The sequence below is a fragment of the Enterococcus hulanensis genome (assembly GCF_005405485.1).
Classification (GTDB): Bacteria; Bacillota; Bacilli; order Lactobacillales; family Enterococcaceae; genus Enterococcus_A; species Enterococcus_A hulanensis.
The window spans coordinates 141,300-161,196 of record NZ_BJED01000001.1; the positions used below are offsets into that span (position 1 = coordinate 141,300).

Genomic DNA, 19,897 nt, shown 5'->3' on the forward strand with positions numbered 1-19,897 from the left:
TAAAGGGAGGGAAAGTGATGTTAAGAGTACAGGAGCAATTACCTTTTTCCAAACAGCGAGAAGCGATTCAGGCGGCTTTGATCTCAGGATTTTTTAGTGAGCAGGCGACATTTCCAATTGCTAGTACGACCGAGGGAGAGTTCGCGCCATCCATGGAGGAGTTATCTGATTGGGTGAAAAGCAAGACTCGAACTGAAAAACAGCCGGAGGATTACCAAGCGACCAATGAGTATGCGGAAGCGGTGATCGATTTTGAGTGGCGCGATGTAACAGGCTTAGAGAAGATATTTAGTACCGGCCCTTTCTTGCGAGATCAGAATCATGATTTTTTGCCTGATGAGCTGGCGTTGAGATTGATCATTCCAGAAGAGTGCGATGGCTCGGTCATGGTGGCGGCGAGTAATTTTGCCTTTCGTCTTGGGATGGAGACAACGTCTATCAATGATTGGCTGTTAGTTGAGAAATATGAAGGCGGTCCTGCAATTTTATTCAGAGAAGCAGAACGCTGCCAAATCCTGCAACAGGATGAGCTGGTTATTATAGAAGGAACAGGAAAAGAGCTGGAGGAGTTTTCGGCTATTTTGTGTGAGCAGTTTCCACAGCTTTCGACTTTTGAAACGTGGACCAGCTATCTGCAGAAGTTGGTCGACAGTTTTCTGCTGAAAAATTTGGATGGGCAGCTAGCTTATGCTGCAAGTACAGCGACAGATAATGTGACTGTCTACGTATCACCAGAACTTCTGCAGCGTCAAAAAGAAATCGAATCGGCTTTTCCTAAGACGACCTTCATCAATCATCGATCCATGGTTGAGGCTTGGCAGAAAGATTTTGATTTGACTTGGGAAATCGATGAGTTTTTACAGATGCTCACCTCTGTTTATCCGAAAATTCAGGCAGGAGATCAGGTAGAGATTCAAGGCGTTCTAAGTGAAGATCGTCAAGTACGAAAAGAATTGAAGGGAAAAATCGAAGCAGAGTTAGCGCAGCGTAAGGCAACAGGCTCTGTTGAATTGATTTGTGCTCATAAGCAGGGTTTTTCGTGGATCAACGAGGTACTTATTCCTAAGCTGAAAAGTCAGAAAATTGAAAAGATTACAATTGCTTTTAAGCCGTTTTTACCGGATGGTGTGACGGAATGGACCGAGGAGTCGGGGGCGACGCCTTCTTATAATAATGTAAATGGTCATGATCCGGAGAAATGGAATGACTTGCCGATCCGCTATTTGCAGGAATTGTATCCGATTCAAGATAATTTGATGGCGGCCTTTGATTTGAAGGCAGATCAGGTCGAGTTTGTCACCTATTCTGGCGAGGAAGAGCTGACCTATGAGGTAGCGGTGCAGACTGAGTCGGGTACGGAGCGCTGGACTTATCAGGCAAGCTACTCTGAAAGACCTTACCTTAGCGAGTATCCGGGAATGGGCAAGGTTCATCCGCCGACTGGCAGACTCCAGGTGAAAATCAATGGGGAAAATTATTTAACAGAAGAATTCGCGACGGACATTGAAAAAATCTGGACGCATTATCAAGAGGATGTATTACCGAAATGTCGGAAATGGATCGAAAAACGAGCAGCAGGAGAAGTTTCGAAGGATCAGCAGCCGTTGTTTGCTCAATTAAAGCTAGATATTCTTGCTAGCGAACCCGATGAGCGTCTTTCTAGCCGAAATGATTTGCTGTCGAGTTTAGACGCGCTGCATGAGGATCTTTATTTTGCCGGAGCCGATTATTTTAAAAATTATGGCTTGGAGGCCTGCGGCGAAATGTTTGAAGAACCGGGATTGATCTTACCGGTGATTCGTCAGAACACTGGGCGACCACAATTTAAAGCAACGCTTTTTGAACAGGTAAAAAAGGAGCCGCAAATTATTACAGAGGGTCAAGTCTTGGCTCACCCGACTGATCGCAAAGAAGTGAATTGTACGCTTCAATCAATTGCTTATCATCAGCAGCAATTAGTTGCGACGATCAAGGTCGATGGTGTAGCGGCGAATGTAGTAGCAGCTTATGCGAAATTATTGGAGCAAGGGCTAGTGGCGCAGGAGTTTGATTTTGGTTTATATGACGGGCTTGTCTTTCAAGTGGCTGATCAGCGTTTTGCAGTAAGAAAAATGCCAGAAAAAGCAGAAGTCGAACAGGATTTAACGATCGATCAGATTGATTTATTACCAGATCAAGTCATTGGCTATGAGGAATATTTGACGATTATTGATCAGTTGAAGCGAGTGCCGCAGATCGCGGTTTATAAAATAGCTACTTCATATTTGGGTCGAGAAATCTATGCAATCGAGTTATTACCGAAGCACGCAGGTTCCGGTTATCTCTCGAAAACGAAGCGATTGACGAATCATCCATCAGAGATCATCAACGCGCGTCATCATGCCAACGAAGTTTCGGGAACGAATGGCGCCTTCTTACTATTGAAGGAATTATTGATCGATCCGAAATATCAGGATCTGGCGGACCGATTGAATCTGGTGATTGTACCTTTAGAAAATGTGGACGGCGCGGCGATTCATTATGAGCTGCAAAAGACGACGCCTGAATGGAAATTACATGTGGCACGCTTTAATGGCGTTGGAAAAGAGTTTTACCATGAATATTTCAATCTTGAAACGCAGCATACCGAAGCAATGGGGATGACTCGTTTGTATGTACGCTTCGTTCCTGATGTGATGGTGGATAACCACGGAGTACCTACCCACGAATGGGAACAGCCATTTTCCGGTTATACTTCACCGTCATATAAAGGCTTCTGGCTTCCTCGTTCATTGCTGTACGGCTATTTTTGGGTCGCGACGAATGATGAATATCGTTCCAATATCGTGTTGAATAAACAGATTGAGGATGCGATCGCGGATGCCATCGGCGCTGTTCCGGAAATGAAGCGATGGAATGAGGAGTGGGCGGCACAATTTGAAGTGTATGCTCATAAGTGGCTGCCTAAGATGTTTCCGGCAGATTATTACAAGGAAATGATCAATTATTGGATTGGGTTTGAAGCTGATCCGCAGCATCGTTACCCATCGATTCGTTTTCCGTGGCTGACCTCGGTAGCTTATACAAGTGAGGTCGCGGATGAAACGGCCCAAGGGGAATACTTAACGCTGTGTGCTCAAGCCCATGTGGTTCATGATTTAGCGACGATTGATTTGCTACTGGAGGCAACCACTCTTTATCAAACTTCGTCAGTTTTAACAGACGAGGAAATAACTATCAGCTATACTCGGCTGCGGCCGATTATTGCATCACATTAAGGAGGAAAATTTTATATGGAATTAGTTAAGTTAATAGGTATTTTAATTGTTATTATCGGCTTTGCCTTAAAGCTAGATTCGATTCTGATCATCTTAGTAGCGGCGATCGTTACAGCGATCACCGGTGGTTTGGGAGTCGAAGGATTGTTGACGACATTAGGAACCAGTTTTGTTTCTAACCGTTCGATGGCGATTTTCATTTTAATCATGTTAGTAACGGGTACTTTGGAACGAAATGGTCTGAAGGAATCTGCGGCGAAGCTGATTGGAAAAATCAAAAATGCTTCAGCTGGAGCGGTAATTGGCGCCTATGGTGTGATGCGCTCGATCTTTGCGGCCTTCAATATTAGTTTTGGCGGTGTGGCAGGTTTTGTCCGTCCAATCATTATGCCAATGGTGATCGGTTCGATTGAAGCCAAAGGCAAAGAGCCAGAAGAGGATTATGTTGAAGAATTAAAAGGAATGTCATCAGGGATGGAAAATATTGCTTGGTTCTTCTTCCAAGTATTGTTCGTTGGTGGACCAGGAGCTTTGCTGGTGCAGGCGACACTAAAAGATTTAGGATACGAAACAAGCCTGCTTGATTTGGCGAAGGTTGAAATTCCGGTGGCCTTGTTCGCTGTTATTGTAGCGATTGTTTACTACTTCTTAAAAGATCGAAAACTTTACAAAAAATACTACGGTAACGATAAGTAGGGAGGAAAGCAGATGTCATTTTTTCTAAGTCAAGAAGTCTTATTATCTGAAAAATTACTTGAAATTATATATATTATTATGGGAGCTGTCGCTGTCTATACTGGGATCAAAAATGCCCGCGACAAAGACAACGCGACGCCGATCGGAACAGCGATCTTCTGGTGTGCATTAGGTGTGGTAATGATGTTTGGCCGCTGGATTCCGCCAATGATCAATGGGGTATTAGTCATTATTATGACCCTGCCGCCAATTTTTAAAAAGGTCAGCAAAGGAAAAGAAAGTGCGCCGACAGAAACGGTTACTAAGAAAATGGCGGATAAGATTGGGATGAAGATATTTATTCCGGCCTTATCAATGGGGATCTTTGCGATTATTTTCGCGGTGTTTACTCAATTAGGCGCTTTAGTTGGTGTCGGAGTTGGTGTATTAGTAGCAATCGTTATTTTGATGATTTATTCAAATTCAAACAAGCCAAAGGTATTCTTAGATGATGCCGAACGGATGCTGTCAACTGTAGGTCCATTAAGTATGTTGCCAATGCTGCTAGCGAGTTTGGGTGCGATCTTTACCGCGGCAGGAGTTGGGGAAGTAATCTCAGAGCTGGTAGCGAAAGTAATACCTAAGGGCAATGTGAATTTAGGGATCATTGTTTTTGCGATCGGCATGATGCTGTTTACGATGATTATGGGGAATGCCTTTGCGGCGATCACAGTAATGACAGTCGGAATTGGTGCGCCATTTGTTTTAGCTTATGGTGCTGATCCAGTCTTGATCGGTATGGTAGCCTTGACCTGCGGGTATTGCGGGACGTTGTGCACACCAATGGCGGCGAACTTCAATATCGTGCCTGTCGCGATGTTAGAAATGAAGGACCGTTTTGGCGTTATCAAGAACCAAGCTGTTTTAGCAGTTATTTTCTTAGTATTCCAAATTGGCTATATGATTCTATTTAAATAGAAATATTTTGAAAGAAAAAGGTGAATGTGATGAAAGTATTAATTACCGGTTTTGATCCCTTTGGCGGAGCAAAAATAAATCCTGCGTTTGAGGCAGTAAAATTATTGCCTGATACGATTGAAGGAGCAGAGATCCATAAATTAGAAATCCCGACTGTTTTCAAAAAGGACGGCGAGGTTCTGGCAAAGGCGATTGAAGAACAACAGCCAGACATTGTCATTTGTGTCGGACAGGCAGGCGGTCGTTCAGATATCTCGATCGAAAAAGTTGCGATCAATTTAATGGAAGCCCGTATTCCAGATAACGAACAGCAGCAGCCATTGAACCAAGTGATTTTCGAAGACGGCGAAACAGCTTATTTTGCGACAATTCCAGTTAAGGCAATGGTCAGCAAAGTCAAAGCAGCAGGCATTCCATCAAGTGTTTCATACACAGCAGGAACATTCGTCTGTAACGATATCATGTATCGCTTGCTGTATTTAGCAGATAAGCAAAACAAAAATATCAAAGGCGGATTCATCCATGTTCCGTATTTGCCTGAACAAGTTTTAGACTTGCCGATTGGAACGCCAAGTTTGTCAGTTGAGACGATTGCTAAAGGTCTGGAAGCCGCAGTTGCTGCCGCAGTGACAACGGATGAAGATCAAAATGTCGCAATGGGAACAATTATGTAAATATAATAGAAGGAAGATCGAGCATTGTAATTTGTGCTCGATTTTTTTATTAAAATAATTCCTTTATTGCGAATATCGGAAAGGGTATAATTGAAATGGTCATTGAATGGGGTGGTATTATCGATAAATTAACAGACGGGGGCTTGAATATGTTAGGTACTATAAAAAGAATCACTTTTCCTAATCGACTGTTTTTACTGTTAGCAGTCATCTTCGGATTATTGATGATCAACATTGTTCCGCCAGTTCAAGCACCTGATGAGATCGGTCATTTTATTAAGGCGTATGCTTTTTCAGAATTAAAGGTGAAGCCTCAGGCTGTAAGCAAGAAGTTCTCAAAAAACGAGAGTACCTGGGGAAAGTTTGGTTTTGAAGTTCCTTATGAAATGAAAAGTATGAATTCCTATGCTGTAGATAAAAACGGTAAGAACGCAAAATATCCTTATCAATATAAAGTCGATGCGCAGAAAATCAAAAATGGAGAAAAGGCCTTTATTGGTACCGGTGGGATCACGAATTACTTCTTTGTTAATTACATTCCTCAAATTATCGGTATCAAAATAGGAAAAGCATTAGGAAAACCTATTATTTGGCAATATTACGCTGCAAGGTATTTAAATTTGATTTTCTATATCTTGATCGTATCGCTGGCAATCAAAAGATTTCCTTTTTCGAAATTAGGGGCAACGATCCTTGGCTTGAATCCGATGGCGCTCTTTTTGGCTTCCTCAGTTTCTGGCGATGCGATGATCATTGCAGTGAGCTTCTATTTTATCTCATGGATCTCATCGTTGATTGGAAAAGAGACAATCTCCGACATGAAGCTGGCTTTCAGCGCGCTATTAATGGTGAATTTAGTTTTATTAAAACCGACGCTGATCGTATTAGGAATGTTGTTTTTCTTGATTCCCAATAAGTCTTTCAGTATTAAGCGAAAAGCGATATGGGGAAGTAGTATTTTTGTTGCCTGTATTCTGTTTTATGTATTGTGGAATCGAATGATGATCGACCAGCAGCTTCTTTATCGTGATTTTGCGAATCCTAGTGAACAGGTCACGAAGTTTTTAAAAGAGCCATCGCTCTTTTTTGAGAATTTTCGCGACAATTATCTATTTGGAACAAAAGGCGATCATATCGTTTACTCTTTTGTCGGGATGTTTGGTTTGCTAGATGCGCCGATGGGCTTTCACTGGGTGGTACTATACTGCATGACACTGGTTGGTGCCTGCTTTGTGCAGGAAAAAGACAGTCAAGGGCTCATTTTTCATCAGCGAGTGATCGTGGTGGCGATGATGTTTCTGTATACGATCTTGACATTTTTCGCTCTTTATCAGATTTGGAATAAGGTTGGTCGCACTGCTTCCATCGAAGGATTGCAGGGCCGTTACTTTATTCCGGCGAGTTTACTGATCGTTCCGTTGTTTTCCAGTAGAGAAAAGATTCTCAATATTAAAAATAATAAGTTGAATATTGCCGCTTCGCTGGGTATCATCTTAGTTTTGATTGCAGCGATGATCACATTAACAAATAGATATCCGGTTGGATAAGTAAAGAACCTCAACGATAAATTTATCGTTAAGGCTCTTCTACTTTATTTCGTCACCGTTTCCCAAAAGCGTTCGAGGGTTTCTAATTGTGTTAACTGGCGATTGCATTGATCGCTGTTTGTGCAAATATAGTTGCCTTTTTTCGTGTAGGTTCCATCGCCGGAAGATTTGGTCGTTGCCAAAAAGAAGGCGACAGTACTGATTTGATTGCAGATAGCACAATGGCCTTTTTGTACGTCTGTACTAAAGGTTCCATAAACACCAGTGAAGCGGCCATCGATTTTTCGCAGCAGGTACTTGCGATTCGTTCCGCTGTCGTTCCAGCCGAGATAACTTAATTCACGAAAATCCAAGGTATCCAATTCTGGATACTGCATTTTTTTGACTTTGCGAAAGCTTTTTTCGATTTGTTTTGTCGAGGGAGCGTCCATTGGAATGATAAATTGCTTCATTTCCGCAAAAAGCTTTTCGAATTTCTCTCTAGTGAGTCCTGTATCAAGAAATTTCTCCCAGTAAGCTTCCAGCAATGGATCGCGGCTGAAAAATTCTTCGGTTTTTCCTTTGATTAATGTCTGCAGAGTCGAAATCGTTTGCTTATCATTGACTGAATGGTAGGCACTGATAAGTTCGCTGACTTGTTGTTTGCAATACCAATATTCGTATGGTTTTAAAATTAATTTTTCTGTATTCATCGTTTTCCTCGTTTCTGGTCTTTGAGGAAACTTTTTCCATCAAAGAACTAATAATTTACTGATTCATTATTAATTTCTTTGAACGTACGATACAAGATGAGCTTATCATCATGATCTCCTCCTTGTGCTGCATGATCCACACCTTCGATAGAATAAACCATTCCGGGCATTTCTACAAGCTTTTTTGATTAATCAAAAATAGTTGCCAAAGTAAACTAATTGTTTTATACTCAAATTAGTTGATATAGTAAACTATCAAAGGGAAGGTCGTGATACTGCGTGGATACCCATGAGGTTCGAAAGTTTAATCGGTACTACACGAGAATTTTAGGTGTATTTGATCAAAAGGTATTTAATCTGGATTATTCCATGATTGAAATGCGGATCTTGGGAGAAATTGGCCGTCATCCTAGTATTACTGCGAATGAACTGACAAAATACCTGAATATCAAAAAAAGTTATTTGAGCCGGAAGCTAAGCAAACTGGAACGAGATGAGTATATCTTCAAGGAGAAAAATTCTGAGGATAGCAGAATTCTGCATCTTTATCTTTCAGAGAAGGGCTTGGAATTGAACAAATACGTGGAAGAGCAGTCTGATCAAAAAGTTTTGGAATTATTAGAACCCTTAGACAGTGAAAATTATCAGGAATTGGTCGCTGCCATGAAGACGATTGAAAAAATATTATACAAAGTTGTTCCCAATGAGCTGGAGAACGAATAAAAGGAGCTGATTGCAGTGTCAGAAGTAAAGATTGTTCCATTTGAAGAAAAATATACGCAAGAAGTGGTTGATTTGATTCTTCCGATCCAACGAGAGGAGTTCAATATCGCTATTAGTATTGAGGACCAGCCGGATCTGTTAAAAATCAAAGAAGAATACATCGATACTGGCGGGAATTTTTGGGTTGCACTTTCTAATGAGAAAGTCGTAGGGTCGATTGCTTTAGTGAAGCTGGGAAATCACAATGGTGCGATCAAAAAAATGTTTGCGGCAAAAGAATTTCGCGGGGAGAAGCAAGTCGGGAAAAACTTGCTGAATACCTTAGTTGCTTATTGTAAGGCTCAGGGATATGAGCATCTATACTTAGGGACCGTCGATGTGCTGAAGGCAGCTCAAAAGTTTTATAAGAAAAACGGCTTTGAGCTGATCGATAAAAGCGAAATACCAAAGGACTATCATTTAATGGACGTCGATACAGTCTTCTTTATGAGAGATTTAACGAAGGATTAAACTATTAAAGCCCTTAATTACATCAAAAGATGTCGTTAAGGGCTTTTTGATGATTGGGATTAATAAGATAAAAATATCGCAAAAGAAATAAGTGAGCTAAAGTATATTTAACGTATAGTCATTTAGAAGAAGCAGGTGCAGTTTTTTTATCCTTGTGAAAACCCTATTATGAACGCTAGGAAACTGATAAACTAATAGCATAAAGAATTCGATAATTTTATCTGTAAAAAAGGAGGTCTGGTCATGAGTTTATTAACGTCGCCAATCAACATTGGGCGGTTAGAACTCTCCAATCGTTTAACGATGCCGCCGATGGCAACCGCAAAGTCCAACGAAAATGGAGAAGTAACACAAGAACTTTGCGACTATTATGCTGAGAAATCTGCTGGCGGTTACATTGGATTAATTATTTCAGAGCACAGCTATATCAATCCAGAAGGCAAGGCCAGCAAGGGACAACTGTCTATTGCTAAAGACAGTGATATCGAGGGATTGGAGAAGTTGACTGCTACTATCCATCAAAACCACACGATAACTTTTGCGCAAATCAATCACGCCGGCGGGTTAGCCAAAGAGGAAATTACCGGTCACCAACCGTTGAGTGCTAGTTCCGTCGAGATGCCTAAAGGATCTAGAAGTAAAGTTGTGCCAACAGAAATGACTCAAGAGGATATCCAAAAAGTGATCACTGATTTCGCAGCCGCTGCGTTGAGGGCAAAAAAGGCTGGCTTCGATGGGGTGGAGATTCATGCTGCACATGGCTATTTATTGACGCAGTTTTATTCCCCTTTAACCAATAAACGCACGGATCAATACAACGGAAGCTTGATTGAAGGAAGAATCCGACTTCATTTAGAAATCATTCAGGCGATTCGTGAAGCAGTTGGAAAAGACTATCCGATCGCTATTCGATTAGGTGCAAGCGATCATCGACCAGGAGGAACAACGATTGCTGATAGTGTGATTGCCGCACAAGAATTCGAAAAAGCGGGCGTCTGCTTACTAGATATTTCAGGCGGCTTTAGTTTTTACACCCATCCTGATTTGAAAGAGCAAGGATATTTCAGTGATTTAACAGAGGCGATCAAGCAAAACGTCACAATTCCAGTGTTACTGACAGGCGGTATTGTGGAGGCTGAGGTGGCAGAAAAACTGCTGCGTGAAGAAAAAGCGGATATGATCGGTGTGGGGCGTGCCATTCTGAAAGATTCTGATTGGGCGAAACAGGCGATTAGGACATTGGGCAATCAGGAAAACTGATAGGACTCTGAAGGATTTGTTAAATACTCTAAAAAAGTGGGGCAGCTAAGGCTGTTCCACTTTTTTAGGCTTAAACTATAATTCTGCTTTTAAAATCAGTTCTTGCTGATGGGCTAAACGTTGATTCTACGATCGTGGGCTTAGGGAATCCATATGTAAGAAGCACGATGAAAGAAATCGGCTATTTGACCGAAGCAGATATTCAGCAATTGAAAAACGGATAAGTATCTACAGAATGAAAACGCTAGAAATAATGTGATACAATTAAAGAAATGAAAGAGGCTTGAAAACTAATTAGGAGGGAAGACATGAAGTATCTAAGATTTCTTTTAATGATTTCATTTATGAGTACTGTTTTAGTCGGCTGCACAAATAAATCAACTGATTCGGATAATTCTTCCAAAGAAACAAGTGAAAAGGTAAGTTCCAGTTCGGTTTCAGAAACTACTATAAGTATCAGTCAAGAGTCTAGTTCAACGTCAGTAGAGGTCCCAGAAGCTACTACAAATAGTTCAGAGCAGCAAATTGTGCCGATGGGGTTGTCGGAAGAGGCAATCTTGAACAGCGATTATGCTTCATTGAATGGCACTTGGACAAACTCACATGGCTACCAACTAACCTTCAATAATGGTACCGTCACTTTATCTGGCGAAGGAACTGGAGGAAGAACTGAATTTTCATTGAGCGACCCCCAAAAGCAAAGTAATGTCATTTTTCTGTCATTTGATCCAGCTCCTCTACCAAATGGAATGAATTTAATGATTGCTTTAAAGGGGACTAGTCCAACAGAAGGCCTAGATGCAGATGGCACTGATTCAAATTATGATCGAATTATTATGGGAAATAATGGAGGGACTATGTTGTTTGCTCTTAAAGAAAACGGGGGCATTCCTGATACCGCCTATTATAGAGAAAAATAATAGATGGAGTATTTTAATGACCTTTACAAACGCAATTTTCCCGAGTCAGTTGTGTTCTTGTAGCTAAGAAAGCTATTAGTTACTACGTAAAGTTTTTTGATAAATACTTAATAAAGTGAAAATCGCCCTGTAAACCATCGATTTTGAAGGTTTATGGGGTGTTTGCTTTTGTACAAAAAGACAGCGAACCCAGAAATTAAACGGGTTCGCTGTCTTTGGTATGGTGCCGATAGTTTACTGAATAGCGATAAAAATAGAAATTTCCCCAGCAGGAGGATAGTTTTCAAAATCAAAATCATACACTCGCTGGATTATTTGTGCTTCTTCCTCTGACCATATCTTCTTCCAAGCATTTAGGACGCCCAATTCGTCAGAGCTATCTACTTTGTATTCTTTCCACTGATACTTCGAAGTATCAAAATCCTCCTCTGACTTGGTTTCTTTACAGATAGAAAGAGAATAGTCCCCTTTATAATCACTTTCGTAATCATGATACACCGCTGCTATACTTTTTCCTTGTTCCTTCGCCTGTGCGATAAAGGCATTACTTTGCTGCCATAGGCCCATAATTTTTTCCTGAATAGCTGCGTCTTTAAAATTATTTGTTCTAATGGTATTCGAAATTGAAAATTTCATTTCAAAACCTCCTCTATAGTATGGTTTAATAGTACTATGGAAACTATGACATCTAATGTCATAGTTTATAAAAAAGTTTTTAAGAGGAGAAAATCTATTGAATAATGGTCGGTTATTTGGCATTATCTATCATCTTTTGAGCGCAAAACGAACGACATCCAGAGAATTAGCTACTATGTTTGAAGTATCTGATAGAACCATTTTTAGAGATATAAACGCACTCAGCTCTCTAGGAATACCGATCTGTGCAGAAACGGGCAGAAATGGCGGCATTTATTTGATGGATCATTTTGTGCTAGACAAGGTTTTATTTTCAAAAGAGGAACAAGAAAGTTTGTTGTTAGCATTAAAGGGCATTAAAGCTATCGAACCGGAAAAAAGTGAGCAGGCCTATTCAAAATTGCAATCCTTGTTCAAGCTTCCCGAGGATAATTGGCTGGAGGTGGATTTTTCTCCTTGGTATCAGGAAATCGACGGTGCCCAATTTGATAGGCTCAAATCAGGAATTTTAAATAAGAAGAAGGTCGAATTTGAGTATATAAGTCAGTCCAATCGACTGGAGAAAAGGATGTGTAATCCATTAAAGCTGGTTTTCAAATCACAAACCTGGTACCTGCAGGCCTTTTGTTTAACTAAAAAAGCTTTCAGAGTTTTTAAAATCAGCCGCATGCAGTCGCTCAAAATAATCGACGAAACTTTTACTCCGATGGTTGCTCCTGAGATAGCTGTTCCCGAAATGAAGGGAGAGATGATTGATCTTTCGTTAGCCTTTTCTAAAGAAATTCTTTATCGAGTATTTGATGATTTTGATCATCAAGACATAACGATTCAAAAGGATGGCACTGCGATAGTAACCACTCAAGTAATTGATCAACGTTGGCTAATTAGACATTTGCTGTCTTATGGGAAACACATGAAAATTTTGAGTCCAGACAGTATTAAGGAACGAATGAAGCATGAAATAGCGGAGATACGATCAAATTATGATTTTTAGGGTTGCTAGAAGACTATTTTTTAAAATCAGCTCTAAAGCTGCAGCAGGATTGTTTATAAATTAAAAGCGAATGACTGGAAAACCTTCGATAATGGAGGTTTTGTGGTTGTTGGCTTTTTTGTTGTCTTCCTTCTAAATATTAATTTTTCATTAAGCTTTTCTCAGTATAGCCTCTCTAATCAGTTAGAATAAGGAGAAATCACTAGCTAAAAGGCAGCGATAGTTATCGTAATGTCAGGTTTTGAACAGTTTTAAGATTGACTATTAAGAAACGATAAACGGTTTGCGTACTTTTTATAAAGAGTAGAAGAAGGGTGAGATGTTTTGAAAAATAGTCGTCAGGCAATTCCCAGCTCCATCATGGAGGTGCGAGAAAACACCTACAATATGCAGTTTATCGTTGGTGATGCGGTTGATTTTCTTTTCAACGAAGGCAAGAATGCTCTATCAGGCACGGTGCTCAAAAAATACACCAACAGCTGTTTGGTGGACATCAGTCAGGATTCTAGACTGACGAAGGATGAAATCGATCAATACAATCAAAGGGTAGTCGTCAATTATAAAAAGATCAAAGGAGTGGTTCATGATGAATGAAGCGGAGTTTGAAGATTTAGAGCTTCACGTACTTACACTTGCTTTTCAAATCAATGGCTTGAAGCAAAAGAAAAGCAGCTTGACTCGTGAACAACGGACGTCATTGGAAATTCTCGAAGAAGACTATCAGTATTATAAAAGCCGATATGACCAGAAAGTAAAAAAGGTGGAGAAAACAGTTCCCAATGAAGCGGATTTTGGCGATTGGTAGCCTAAAATGAATCAGATGGACGATTATACAGGTGTATAGTCGTTTTTTTTTATCATGCAAAAACGCTTGATATAACAACGATTCGTTACTGATAATTACTATACTTAATTTAATATTAATTTTTTGGTGTGTAATTTGGTTGCAAATAAGCGTATTTTGATTATGTAGATATCTCACACCATAAAATTAAAACTATTTTTGATGAAAGGAGGAGTTTTTTGAAAGAGTATGGATTAAGCAACAAAAAATTGTTTTCGCTTTCACGTAAAACTTTGGAAAAAAGAATCAGCAGCTACTATCATACAACAAACGATGGAACGGCCACCCTCGAGATGTTGATCACGCTGCAGGTCCGAGAAGAATTGTGTAAAGCGGATTTCTCATATGTATTAAGAAGTCTTGTACAGCGAATCTTTTTAAAAACCAGATCTACTGCTGCCATGCGTCGCTATTATTTATATTTTATTGATTATTTCGGAAAAGAAGATTGGCAGTTATTGTCGGTCAAACTGTTTCCTGCGCAAACGTTTATCTCCGAAAAGCTTGAGCATCTTTATAGCCAAGTCATTGAAAAGTCGCTGACAAGCATAGCAGAATCATGACGTAAGGGTTAGGAAGGAGGCAAAAAATACGAAAAAAAAGGGGTAAAAAATGATGAATACATTTACATTAGATGCAGAATTTGAAAATAGCAACGGCAAATCACATCATTTTCATTTTAAAAATTTTGATGTGTCAAAAACAGGGGAGCAAATCCGTTCCTCATTAGAAAAATTAACTAAACTGAGTCTGTTTGAAAAGGATGGCGTTCAATTATTTAAAAAGGTGAAGCATGCGACCGTCATTGAAGAAAGAGTAACCGATCTTTTTGATGATTCAGCGAAATTCAAGAATGCGCCAAAACCTGCAAATGATCCGTTGAACGCGATGATGAAGGCGGCAACCAGCAGTCCGATTGAAGAATCCGTAAAAACGGAGATTGAACCAACACCAGTAAAAACAGCAGCTGATCTAGCAGCTATCTGTATCCCGGAAGACTTGCGGATTACAGAAGAACGACCAAAATCGGATGTTTTGATTCAACACATTGAATTTCCAGAAGGGCTCGATCCGTGGTCGCTAGATCAAGATCAAGCCATATCACTGATTTCGGCCTGTCTGCCAGAAAATACGGTGCCGGTCAATCTAGAGGTTGATGATAAATCCGTTCCTGCTAGCTTGATCGTTACAGCAATGGTGGAAGAAAGAGCGGCTCCGTCCAAGGCTCCAGCAGCCAATCAGTCGCCACCAGCGCAGCCAAAGAAAAAACGAAAGCGGTTACTCGATCGCGTTCGCAGGCGAGAGTAGCTAATAGATTTCATCTCATCAAAAATCCAACGTTGGTATGGGCTGGAATATTCAGTAAAAATCAATGTGAATAAAAATTTTAGCCCGTTTTATCGCGGGCTATTTGTGGTGAGTGGATGCCAGCAGATTGAATAAACACTTTTTTGAAAAGAACTCGATCGCATTGTCGAATCTTTTTTCAAGGAGAGAAACTGGGTGGACATCAAAAAAATGAACCGTTGATTTAATAAATCTGTTAAAGGAATGGATCAGCTGAAGCTGGTGAAGTGATCCTTTTTTTGAATTTCCATTGACAAATATAAAAAAGACAAGTAGCTTTGCACTATAACTGAAAAATTAATTCCAGTATCTTAAAACAGTGAACATCATTTCAGAGGATAGAAATGAGTCTAACGGTCGCTGAATATCGGCGGTTTTGAGAGTAGAAAGAAGGATGTTGATGAAGGGCTATAGTGTACGGTTGGTTCGCCTGATTTTTGGGCTGTTTTTATTTGCTTTGGGGTCGTTTTTGACGATTCAGGCAAATATCGGGTTGGCTTCATGGGAAGCATTTAGTATGGGGATCGCTAATTTAACGGGTCAAACATATGGAAATATTTTGATCATTAGCGGAGTTGTGATTCTAGGTGTGGATGTACTGTTGAAGGAAAAGGTCGGCTTTGGTACGATTCTGAATACGATTTTGATTGGTGTTTTTGTTGATATGATCCAAGCATTTGAGATCATTCCCCAGATGCACGGTTTTCTCTCTGGTGTCGTGATGTTGTTGTTGGGGCAAGTATCTATTTGCATCGGAAGTTTTTTTTATATCGGTGTCTCTATGGGCTGCGGACCGCGGGATGCGCTGATGGTGGCGCTTGGGAAACGTCTACCAAATGTTCCGATTGGAATCGTTCGTGGATGTATCGAAGGTACCGTACTGCTGATCGGTTGGTTATTAGGAGCTAAAGTCGGTATTGGAACAGTCATTTCGGTCTTTGGCATCAGTTTTATATTGGAAACAACTTTCAAACTCCTTCATTTCGATGTGACGAATGTGGAGCATGAAAGTGTTGTGGAGACGGTCAAGGCTATAAAAACTGAATATGTTAGATAAAACACTCAAATACTTTTTTCGAGTGTTTTTTTTATTGCGGCTGAAGAAACTTATTTGATAGAGTCGAACAATTTTTAGATATTGTTATTTATCTCTTTCGAAAAGTAAGTGAAAAAAATCGCTTAGGCTGCGTCAATGATTTTTTCATTATTTCATTTTCCTGACAAACGCTTTTTTACTCAAAATTTAGCCTTATTTTTCAGGTTATTATGATGTTGCGAGCAGATTATTGTTAAAACTAAATAAAATAAGTTATGCTATTTAGTGAAGTTAACAAGTGATTCTGATAGCTTCAAAATTCATAAAATCAAAGCTTAGTTATTTTATCATGCGCATGATTGGAGCTCAGGTTGCTCAAATTGAGTTTTGTTTAATCGTTTATGAGAAACACTTTTATACTAACAGGAGGAAAATATCATGGTAGACAACTTTGAAAACAACCACGTAAATGAAAAAGCAGCAGCACCCAAAACATCAGATCAAAATGTTCATGCCGACGTAAAAGGTGACGTTACTTATGACGACAAAGTGATTCAAAAAATCATCGGCGTTGCGATCGAACAAATTGATGGATTATTAACTGTCGACGGAGGATTCTTCTCGAACGCTAAAGAAAAATTAGTTAATACAGATGATGTTACTGCCGGAATCGAAACAGAAGTCGGCAAGAAGCAAGTTGCTGTGGATATGGATGTTGTCATTGAATATGGCCGCGATATTACAGATGTTGCTGAAAAAATCCGCAAAGTGATTCGCGCTGAAGTTGCGAAGATGACGCATCTAGATGTCATTGAAGTGAACATTCATGTGGTCGATGTGAAGACTAAGGCAGAATTCGAAAAAGATAGCGAGACCGTTCAAGACAAAGTAACGAGTGCTGCTAAAACCACTGGAGAATTCGCGTCAGAACAAACAGACAAAGCAAAAGACGCTGTAAACCGCGGAACGGATAAAGCACAAGAAAAAATCGAAAACAATCAAGACACACGAGTAAAATAATTACACACTATTAGGAGGAATTTATCATGGGTTTATTATGGTCATTAGTTATTGGAGCAGTTATCGGTGCAATCGCCGGAGCAATTACAGGTAGAGGAAATAGTATGGGATGGATCGCTAACATCATCGCTGGTTTAGTCGGTTCTTGGTTAGGACAAGCGTTATTAGGTTCTTGGGGGCCTTCATTAGCTGGGATGGCATTAGTACCATCAATCATTGGTGCGATCATCTTAGTATTAATCGTTTCTTTCTTCTTGGGTCGTTCAAATAGGTAAAAACGATGGTAGTAATTGTGGATATGCAGGATCGAATGTTGGATGCTGATGACATTATTCTCAAGACACTACACATCGCCGACAGATTCACTGATCAAAGTAAGAAAATTAACTAAAATATAGATAGAAAGAAGCTCTTGCACATGAAAGAAAGTGCAAGAGCTTCTTTGTGCTTGTCGCTAAGTTTTAATGAAAACCATTCTTTATAATTGCGCATTAATTTTTGAATGATTTTTTTAAAAAAAAGGTTTTTAACTAGTAAAGGTCGTATAGGAAAAGGGCGTATATTATCTTATACTGGGATTGGAAAAGGGAGATTCAGGGGGAGTTAATAGATGAAGCTAAAATATACTAAAAAACAGCTTGATTTTGGAGAGTATCGGGCTGGTCGGGTTATTTGGATTCGGACTTTAAAGGGTGAATCACTGGTTAAACTGAATGTTTTGGATAAGGATGGGGTTCTCTTATATCGGGTTACAGAGCTGCCGGGAGATACCACTTATGAGATTGAAGAAGGATACCTCACGCTGGAACATCTAGAGACAATAAAAGATCTTATCTCTCAGAATTATCCTGATTTTGATCGAGAGGATGAGGAGGAGGTCGATTTCATGTTGGGGGATTTTGGGCGCAAAATTGCTTGCTGTCAATGGCTGGCGCAGGATAGTAAAAAAAGCCAACAAATGATCGTTGATTCTGTTTTATATTCAACGAATGATTACATAGAAGATGAAACATTCCAAACAAATTATTTTGAGAAGGGTCTAACACATGATGAAGTGCTTAAAAAATATATGGCACCAAAACTGATTGAGAATAGTACATTTAATGCGCTTGAAGTGACGATTTCTGAATCGGGTATCGTGAGTAATTATCAGGTGACGATCGAAGAAGTGCAGGATTATGATTGATAAGTGAATGGATTTGAGAGAAGGCGCTGATTTCAAAAATATTTTACTTTTATGAACTTTTAAGGATCACAATGATTTTGGTCAGATATCTAGGCAGATAACGAGGATTACTTTATACTGAAGGTGGAAAGAGAAATAGCCTAGATTTTGGGAAATACTGGCAAAAAAATGAAAACGGTTTAGATTTAGGGCGAGATTGCCTGTTTAAAAATAAAAAGATCAGGGAGAAAAAACGGGTGAAAATAAAATATTTGAAAAGGCCGCAGAGGTATGGCGATTATCAGGCTAGTCGGGTTATTTGGATTACTACATTAAATGATGAGTTGTTGGTCAAGTTCAGTATTTTGGATAAGGATGGAAATCTGCTCTATAAGATAACCGAACCTCCAGAAAGTGAAGATTTTGCCCTGTCTGATTGTGTCTTATCTACAGAGCAGCTGGAAGAAATCAAACTTCTTTTAGGCGAGAATGATCCTGATTTTGAATGGAATTTGAGTGATGAGGAAGAGGTTGTTTTTATGCTGGGCTTTTTTGGAGAAAGTCTTGCAAGGCGACATTGGTTGGCCAGAGACAGTAAAAAGGACACCGGCGTGATTGTTGATTACATTTTTGATTCTAGTGAGAAAACTTCAAAAGGCGAATTTTTTCAAATTGATTATTTCGAAAAAGGGATCACGGAAGATGAAGTCATTGAGAATTTTTTACTTCCTAAATTAATTGAGCGTGAGGAACTAGATACGGTTATGGTAAATATTGCCGAAGCCGGGGTGGTCAATAGCTATCGAGTCACGATACAGGGAACCGAATAACTTTTGTTTAATTGTTTTTTTAGGCAGGTACATTTATAGGTATCTGTCTTTTTTGCTGCAAAAATAAGTTCAATAAGCGTTGATCCTGCATTCAAAAAAACTATTCTGGCAAGCTAAATGCCGGAATAGTTTTTTGAAATAAGCAAAGTTATTCTTTAATTATACGCGAGAATCATCATCTGCAATCAGGATCGACTTCTGACTCACTTTATGAACGAGTTCGATAAAAATGGTTTTCTCGATATCCGTTAAATCGGAGGTCACCAGCTGCACCCAAGAATCATGTGCTTCTCTAGCTGAGCTCATAATCTCATGAGCTTTAGCGGATAGTTCGACCAGGAAGGCTCTTGAATCATCTGGATTGACACGTTTATAGATAAAGCCTTCTTTTTCTAGCTTCGTCAGCATTTTGGCTACGGTACTTTTATCCATATCTAATTCTTTGCAAATTTGGTTTTGAGTGATCGCGCCATTGTCATCTAGGCAAAATAGAAACATCACTTTTCCATTTGTTAAGCCTAGGGGAGCTAGCAATTTATCAAAGCCCATTTGCATTTTTCGATATAAGACAGATATGTCTCTCGTAATGATTGGCATAAGCACACCTCTTTTATGTTGGTATTGCAACTTAAATATTAGCGCTTTAGTAAGATAATGTCAAATGGTAATTGCTTGATATAAATAAAACGTTGACATTATTGCAAACGTATATATATTATTATAGTTGCAATGCCAACTATATAACTATTGAAGAGCGCTTATTTTTTTAGCGAGATAGTTGGTATGCCA

At 39.6% G+C, this 19,897-nt stretch carries 22 protein-coding genes; 19 read left to right on the top strand and 3 right to left on the bottom strand.

Going from position 1 to position 19,897, the window contains the following annotated elements; all coding sequences use genetic code 11:
* The first annotated feature begins 17 nt into the window (after positions 1-17).
* The 5 genes from FFR60_RS00605 to FFR60_RS00625 all read left to right on the top strand — a co-directional run bounded on the left by FFR60_RS00605 (position 18) and on the right by FFR60_RS00625 (position 7,131).
* A complete protein-coding gene (locus FFR60_RS00605) occupies positions 18-3,257 on the top strand; it encodes a M14 family metallopeptidase (protein ID WP_137662565.1) in 3,240 nt (1,079 codons plus the stop codon).
* Positions 3,258-3,272: 15 nt separating this feature from the next.
* A complete protein-coding gene (locus FFR60_RS00610) occupies positions 3,273-3,953 on the top strand; it encodes a 5-oxoproline transporter, DUF969 family subunit (RefSeq protein ID WP_137439081.1) in 681 nt (226 codons plus the stop codon).
* 12 nt (positions 3,954-3,965) lie between these two features.
* Positions 3,966-4,910: a DUF979 domain-containing protein gene (locus tag FFR60_RS00615; protein WP_088934841.1), complete on the top strand. Its 945-nt coding sequence runs from the start codon at positions 3,966-3,968 to the stop codon at positions 4,908-4,910.
* A gap of 29 nt (positions 4,911-4,939) precedes the next feature.
* Complete coding sequence (pcp, locus tag FFR60_RS00620; RefSeq protein ID WP_137662566.1) at positions 4,940-5,584, top strand: pyroglutamyl-peptidase I; 645 nt, start codon at positions 4,940-4,942, stop codon at positions 5,582-5,584.
* Positions 5,585-5,679: 95 nt separating this feature from the next.
* Complete coding sequence (locus tag FFR60_RS00625) at positions 5,680-7,131, top strand: DUF2142 domain-containing protein (protein WP_249354918.1); 1,452 nt, start codon at positions 5,680-5,682, stop codon at positions 7,129-7,131.
* Between the two features lie 44 nt (positions 7,132-7,175).
* Here FFR60_RS00625 and FFR60_RS00630 read toward each other — a convergent pair whose 3' ends face one another.
* On the bottom strand, positions 7,176-7,823 hold the full coding sequence (locus FFR60_RS00630) for a FusB/FusC family EF-G-binding protein (protein WP_137662567.1): 648 nt from the start codon (positions 7,821-7,823) through the stop codon (positions 7,176-7,178).
* 279 nt (positions 7,824-8,102) lie between these two features.
* On the opposite strand from FFR60_RS00630, the gene FFR60_RS00635 reads away from it, so the two are divergent.
* The 4 genes from FFR60_RS00635 (at position 8,103) to FFR60_RS00650 (ending at position 11,236) form a co-directional block, all read left to right on the top strand.
* Positions 8,103-8,546 carry a MarR family winged helix-turn-helix transcriptional regulator gene (locus FFR60_RS00635; RefSeq protein WP_088934844.1) on the top strand — a complete coding sequence of 148 codons (444 nt, stop codon included), beginning with the start codon at positions 8,103-8,105 and terminating at the stop codon, positions 8,544-8,546.
* Between the two features lie 15 nt (positions 8,547-8,561).
* Complete coding sequence (locus FFR60_RS00640; RefSeq protein WP_137662568.1) at positions 8,562-9,056, top strand: GNAT family N-acetyltransferase; 495 nt, start codon at positions 8,562-8,564, stop codon at positions 9,054-9,056.
* A gap of 243 nt (positions 9,057-9,299) precedes the next feature.
* Positions 9,300-10,316: an NADH:flavin oxidoreductase gene (locus FFR60_RS00645; protein WP_137662569.1), complete on the top strand. Its 1,017-nt coding sequence runs from the start codon at positions 9,300-9,302 to the stop codon at positions 10,314-10,316.
* A 308-nt stretch (positions 10,317-10,624) separates the two neighbouring features.
* On the top strand, positions 10,625-11,236 hold the full coding sequence (locus FFR60_RS00650) for a DUF6287 domain-containing protein (protein ID WP_137662570.1): 612 nt from the start codon (positions 10,625-10,627) through the stop codon (positions 11,234-11,236).
* A 234-nt stretch (positions 11,237-11,470) separates the two neighbouring features.
* Here the strand turns inward: FFR60_RS00650 and FFR60_RS00655 are convergent, their stop codons facing one another.
* Complete coding sequence (locus FFR60_RS00655; RefSeq protein WP_137662571.1) at positions 11,471-11,872, bottom strand: effector binding domain-containing protein; 402 nt, start codon at positions 11,870-11,872, stop codon at positions 11,471-11,473.
* 97 nt (positions 11,873-11,969) lie between these two features.
* On the opposite strand from FFR60_RS00655, the gene FFR60_RS00660 reads away from it, so the two are divergent.
* The 10 genes from FFR60_RS00660 to FFR60_RS00705 all read left to right on the top strand — a co-directional run bounded on the left by FFR60_RS00660 (position 11,970) and on the right by FFR60_RS00705 (position 19,108).
* A complete protein-coding gene (locus FFR60_RS00660) occupies positions 11,970-12,866 on the top strand; it encodes a helix-turn-helix transcriptional regulator (RefSeq protein ID WP_137662572.1) in 897 nt (298 codons plus the stop codon).
* A gap of 324 nt (positions 12,867-13,190) precedes the next feature.
* Positions 13,191-13,460 carry a DUF2187 domain-containing protein gene (locus FFR60_RS00665; protein WP_242551139.1) on the top strand — a complete coding sequence of 90 codons (270 nt, stop codon included), beginning with the start codon at positions 13,191-13,193 and terminating at the stop codon, positions 13,458-13,460.
* The gene (locus FFR60_RS00670) at positions 13,450-13,671 is read left to right on the top strand and encodes a hypothetical protein (protein ID WP_249354919.1); all 222 of its coding nucleotides are present in this window, start codon (positions 13,450-13,452) and stop codon (positions 13,669-13,671) included. The genes FFR60_RS00665 and FFR60_RS00670 overlap by 11 nt, the downstream gene beginning before the upstream one ends.
* A gap of 218 nt (positions 13,672-13,889) precedes the next feature.
* Entirely contained in the window at positions 13,890-14,273 is a 384-nt protein-coding gene (locus tag FFR60_RS00675) for a hypothetical protein (RefSeq protein ID WP_137662573.1), read from the top strand.
* Between the two features lie 49 nt (positions 14,274-14,322).
* On the top strand, positions 14,323-15,018 hold the full coding sequence (locus tag FFR60_RS00680) for a DUF2922 family protein (RefSeq protein WP_137662574.1): 696 nt from the start codon (positions 14,323-14,325) through the stop codon (positions 15,016-15,018).
* Positions 15,019-15,457: 439 nt separating this feature from the next.
* Positions 15,458-16,114, top strand: a complete 657-nt coding sequence (locus FFR60_RS00685) for a YczE/YyaS/YitT family protein (RefSeq protein WP_137662575.1) — start codon at positions 15,458-15,460, stop codon at positions 16,112-16,114.
* Between the two features lie 417 nt (positions 16,115-16,531).
* A complete protein-coding gene (locus tag FFR60_RS00690) occupies positions 16,532-17,113 on the top strand; it encodes an Asp23/Gls24 family envelope stress response protein (protein WP_137662576.1) in 582 nt (193 codons plus the stop codon).
* 26 nt (positions 17,114-17,139) lie between these two features.
* Positions 17,140-17,388, top strand: coding sequence for a GlsB/YeaQ/YmgE family stress response membrane protein (locus FFR60_RS00695; protein ID WP_137662577.1), 249 nt, complete (start codon positions 17,140-17,142; stop codon positions 17,386-17,388).
* 335 nt (positions 17,389-17,723) lie between these two features.
* Positions 17,724-18,299, top strand: a complete 576-nt coding sequence (locus FFR60_RS00700) for a hypothetical protein (RefSeq protein WP_137662578.1) — start codon at positions 17,724-17,726, stop codon at positions 18,297-18,299.
* Between the two features lie 236 nt (positions 18,300-18,535).
* Positions 18,536-19,108 (top strand): hypothetical protein, encoded by a 573-nt coding sequence (locus tag FFR60_RS00705; protein WP_137662579.1) that lies wholly within the window; start codon positions 18,536-18,538, stop codon positions 19,106-19,108.
* A gap of 159 nt (positions 19,109-19,267) precedes the next feature.
* Here the strand turns inward: FFR60_RS00705 and FFR60_RS00710 are convergent, their stop codons facing one another.
* Positions 19,268-19,705, bottom strand: coding sequence for a MarR family winged helix-turn-helix transcriptional regulator (locus tag FFR60_RS00710; protein ID WP_137662580.1), 438 nt, complete (start codon positions 19,703-19,705; stop codon positions 19,268-19,270).
* Between the last annotated feature and the right edge of the window lie 192 nt (positions 19,706-19,897).

Bases quoted from the DNA above. Each gene is read 5' to 3' on its own strand.
- FFR60_RS00605 (WP_137662565.1), top strand. From the start codon at position 18: ATGTTAAGAGTACAGGAGCAATTACCTTTTTCCAAACAGCGAGAAGCG.
- FFR60_RS00610 (WP_137439081.1), top strand. From the start codon at position 3,273: ATGGAATTAGTTAAGTTAATAGGTATTTTAATTGTTATTATCGGCTTT.
- FFR60_RS00615 (WP_088934841.1), top strand. From the start codon at position 3,966: ATGTCATTTTTTCTAAGTCAAGAAGTCTTATTATCTGAAAAATTACTT.
- pcp (WP_137662566.1), top strand. From the start codon at position 4,940: ATGAAAGTATTAATTACCGGTTTTGATCCCTTTGGCGGAGCAAAAATA.
- FFR60_RS00625 (WP_249354918.1), top strand. From the start codon at position 5,680: ATGGTCATTGAATGGGGTGGTATTATCGATAAATTAACAGACGGGGGC.
- FFR60_RS00630 (WP_137662567.1), bottom strand. From the start codon at position 7,823: ATGAATACAGAAAAATTAATTTTAAAACCATACGAATATTGGTATTGC.
- FFR60_RS00645 (WP_137662569.1), top strand. From the start codon at position 9,300: ATGAGTTTATTAACGTCGCCAATCAACATTGGGCGGTTAGAACTCTCC.
- FFR60_RS00650 (WP_137662570.1), top strand. From the start codon at position 10,625: ATGAAGTATCTAAGATTTCTTTTAATGATTTCATTTATGAGTACTGTT.
- FFR60_RS00655 (WP_137662571.1), bottom strand. From the start codon at position 11,872: ATGAAATTTTCAATTTCGAATACCATTAGAACAAATAATTTTAAAGAC.
- FFR60_RS00670 (WP_249354919.1), top strand. From the start codon at position 13,450: ATGATGAATGAAGCGGAGTTTGAAGATTTAGAGCTTCACGTACTTACA.
- FFR60_RS00680 (WP_137662574.1), top strand. From the start codon at position 14,323: ATGATGAATACATTTACATTAGATGCAGAATTTGAAAATAGCAACGGC.
- FFR60_RS00685 (WP_137662575.1), top strand. From the start codon at position 15,458: ATGAAGGGCTATAGTGTACGGTTGGTTCGCCTGATTTTTGGGCTGTTT.
- FFR60_RS00690 (WP_137662576.1), top strand. From the start codon at position 16,532: ATGGTAGACAACTTTGAAAACAACCACGTAAATGAAAAAGCAGCAGCA.
- FFR60_RS00695 (WP_137662577.1), top strand. From the start codon at position 17,140: ATGGGTTTATTATGGTCATTAGTTATTGGAGCAGTTATCGGTGCAATC.
- FFR60_RS00700 (WP_137662578.1), top strand. From the start codon at position 17,724: ATGAAGCTAAAATATACTAAAAAACAGCTTGATTTTGGAGAGTATCGG.
- FFR60_RS00710 (WP_137662580.1), bottom strand. From the start codon at position 19,705: ATGCCAATCATTACGAGAGACATATCTGTCTTATATCGAAAAATGCAA.